The organism is Peribacillus sp. NPDC060253 (assembly GCF_042727425.1).
Lineage (GTDB): Bacteria > Bacillota > Bacilli > Bacillales > DSM-1321 > Peribacillus.
This window is the reverse complement of record NZ_JBHXAS010000220.1, coordinates 1-3,713: the sequence shown is the minus strand read 5'-3', so window position 1 is coordinate 3,713 and position 3,713 is coordinate 1. Positions and strand designations below refer to the sequence as shown.

Below are 3,713 nucleotides of genomic sequence, written 5' to 3'. Positions count from 1 at the left end.
TTATACTTCTTAATATCTTTAAAAAGCACCACTGGAAGATATAAGAATAGCAAGATCATTAGAATAAGTAACATTTAGTCTCTTCCCCCCTTTCAAGCTACCAACAACCGCCTATTATTTCTTTTTCTTTTTCTTTTTATAACTATTCCAACCTTTTGCAAAACCTGTACCAAAGGCAATTATATCTGGTATTGAAGCTACAACTCCACCTAAAGCTACTGAAACTCCTTTTTTAGCGAGTGCTTTAATAGCTTGTCTTTTGGCATTTTTAATTAAAGCCTTGGAAGAAGATGTTTTATACATCTGATGGCGTCCAGGTATCAGAGATTTTTGATAATGGTTTTTAGCAAAATTAGCTAGAGTAAGCCCACCACCTACGGCTCCTACTATTTTTTCTACAATGCTATAAGCGTTTCTCCAACCTATATACCCAGCAAGTAAGGATTCGATTCCCTTTCTTACGGCATAATTAAATCTAGCATTTTCTCCATCAGGGTCAGTCATCATAATAGGATTATTATCAGCATAGACATATCCATTCTGAGAGATAGGATTACTTTTATCTCCTGGATGTGGGTCTAACGCTAAGAATGCTCCGTTTTCTGGATTATAATACCGAGCTTGTAAATAATAATTCTTTGTTTCATCATCGTAATAATAACCTGCGTAACGAATTGGGTTTTCTTTTGCGATGGTTCCTTCGACTGCTAAGACATTGCCATATGCATCGTATTGATAAGAACCGACTTCTTGATCTGCATCATCACGAATACTTAATACATCGCCACGGTGATTTGTGATAAACTGATACGCTTTTGTTTCAAAGTTTCCTGCATCATTTTTCGCTTTTACGACCATACCAAGTGGTGTATAATCATTCCACTCATATGAACGATATTCAGTAATCACATCGTTTACTTTTACAACTTCCATGTCTAATACTTCATTATTATAGAAGTATTCATGTGTTGTGTCACCGACCGTTTTTGTTAGACGTAAACAATTTTCATCATATGTGTACGATGCAACTGTTTTACCATCCAGCGTTTCCACTTTTGTTAGGCATTGTTGTTGATTGTAGGTGTACTGATAATTTTCATCTTTCGTTAAATTACCATCTGCATCATACGTATACGCTATATCATTTTTCTTCGCGATTTGGTTCGCATCATTGTATGTGAACGTTGCTTTTGTACCGTTCACCGTTGATGCTTTACGATTGCCTACTGCGTCGTAAGCATATGTGTTCACTGTACCATCTGGTAACGTTTCTTTCGTTAATTGGTCATTCCCATCATATTCAAACGCACTGACTTGACCATTTGTTGTTTCTTTCACGATGTTGCCGTTTTTCGTATAATCATATGTGATTTCAAATGGTTGTTGCGCTTTCGTTGTGTACGTTAATGAACCGAGTAAGTTTGCGTCATTCATTTGCGATACTTGTTTAAGTAGATCATTATTTAAAGTCACTGTTGTTTTATTGTTTGGTACATCGATATCACTTTTGTAATCGTGAATGACCTGTTCACCTACACCATATTGAATATGGTCGATATCGTCACTATTCTCTTTATACGTTGTACCTTGTGAAACGGTAAAATCGTTGTTGTAGCTTGTTGTTAGATTTTGAATACGTTCTTGCTCGTCGTAACGATATCCTTGCTTAAATAAGTCTAATTTATACGTTTCTAATAGATTTGTTTTAACATCGACACCATCTATTTTTTTTGTTGCATAATCAAATTCCTTGAGAATGGCATTATTTCTTAAAATGATAGTGTTATTACCATTTTCATCATATGCATACGCAATGGTTTCATTGCCGTTTTCTACTTGTGCTACTTGTCCATCACTATTGTATGTGTAATTCGTTTGAATTCCTGATGGTAAAGTCGATTGACTCATTTCTCCATTTTCATCATACTCATATTTAAAATTCATGTTTGGCATTGTGACGCCTGTCACTTGGTCATTATCGTTATACGTATACGTTTTTTGACGATTTAACGCATCTGTTAAGGTTGTTAAGTTATTGTTATTGTCGTACGTATAAGCCGTTTTAAGACCATTGCCATCTGTCACTGATAATAATGTTTCAGTATATAGAGGATCATACGTATAAGATTTTGTATGTCCATCTGCATCAACTTCTTTTACTTTTTGTCCGTAAACTGAATACGCTATAGAAGTAGTATTTCCTTTTTTGTCCGTTGATGTAATTTGACGTTCCTCATCATTATAATCTACGTTCTCAAAAGTTCCATTAGCATACGTTGTTTTCGTTACGCGACCATATGTGTCGTATGCATATGTTGTTTCTTCATCTTTCACTTTCGAACGAATTAAAGAAGGGCCTTCATATGTGTTAACTGTCTTTTCACCATTTACATCTGTTGATGCTGTTAGTTGGTTTTGTTCATTATATGTGTTAGTTACTGTACCTTCTTTTGTTTTCGTTGTTAGAAGATTTCCTTTCGCATCATACGTATTGGCTTCAGTTGTACCATCTGGGTTAATGACTTCTAAAAGATTATATTGTGCATCATACGTATAGAAAGTCTTCGTATTTTGCTCATCTTCTCCTGGTGTGTCTTCTTCTACAACCGCGTAAGTATCATTTTTCTCATCGCGTTTATAGATTGTTTTATTATCGCTTGAATCAATCACTTTATATTCATTTCTTTTGGATCAAATTGATACGTATTTGTCACAGATAGTTCAGCATCTGCTGCTTGTTTATCAAAAACAACTAATTCATTTTCATTATATTGGAACGTTGTTTCATTCTTTTTACCGGATCAAAAGAGGGAGAACAATTCATCTGGATGACTTGTTCTCCCTCTTTTTTAGAATAATCCCAATTGTATTCCAGAGCCTAGCATGAATTTGCTGCATATCTCCATCTTTATATTTTTCCAATGTTATAAAACCAACCTTCGGTAAAGACCCAATTAGCTTAAATGCTCAATGAATCTTGAACCCTTTTATAAAGCCTTTATGTTCTCTTGGATGATTCTTGCGATAGCTTTAAAATCATACTTATGGTTGACGACATCTACAACAAAATCCTGTTCTTCTTCTATTCCCATTATCCATTGATAATGATTGATCTTCAAAAACATAATAAGGGAAGCGAGTGCTGTCCTCTTGTTTGCGTTGTGGAACGCATGATTTTTTGAAATGGATTCGAATAAGGCTGCAGCCTTTTCATGAATAGATGGGTAAGCATCATTCTCGAAAACAGTTTGTCTGGGTCTGTTCACTGCAGAATCAAGGAGACCGGGATCTTTCACACCGATTTGTTCACTAGGAGAATAAATTTTTATTTGAATGGCATTGATAGCAATGATTTGATTAGTGGAAAGATAGATAATATCCAATGTCATATTATCTATCCACCAACCCCTTGAATGCTTCGTCATGTTCTTTAATAACATCTGATAACATTTCCATAAATTCTGCATCTACACCTTTAGGTAATTTCACATTTTTATTTTTCCTTAATATGATTTCTTCACCCTTGAATTCAACCTCTAATTCGTCTCCAAAAGCTAAATTTGCAGTTTTCAACATTTCAACTGGAAACGTAATTCCCAAGCTATTTCCGACTTTAGTTAATTTCCTAATGGCCATTATTCATTCCTCCTTCAAAAAAGTTATAATTGTTATTACTATTATAACATTTGTCATTATTGTTTATACTACTTTTA

3 protein-coding genes are annotated in these 3,713 nt (G+C 34.5%); all 3 read right to left on the bottom strand.

Annotation, left to right across the window (positions count from 1 at the left end):
* Nucleotides 1-114 precede the first annotated feature (114 nt).
* On the bottom strand, nt 115-2,670 hold the full coding sequence (locus ACFWE9_RS26225) for an RHS repeat-associated core domain-containing protein (RefSeq protein WP_377359575.1): 2,556 nt from the start codon (nt 2,668-2,670) through the stop codon (nt 115-117).
* Between the two features lie 317 nt (nt 2,671-2,987).
* Complete coding sequence (locus ACFWE9_RS26220) at nt 2,988-3,389, bottom strand: type II toxin-antitoxin system death-on-curing family toxin (RefSeq protein WP_230162700.1); 402 nt, start codon at nt 3,387-3,389, stop codon at nt 2,988-2,990.
* A gap of 1 nt (nt 3,390) precedes the next feature.
* Nucleotides 3,391-3,636: an AbrB/MazE/SpoVT family DNA-binding domain-containing protein gene (locus tag ACFWE9_RS26215; protein WP_048689328.1), complete on the bottom strand. Its 246-nt coding sequence runs from the start codon at nt 3,634-3,636 to the stop codon at nt 3,391-3,393.
* Nucleotides 3,637-3,713 lie beyond the last annotated feature (77 nt).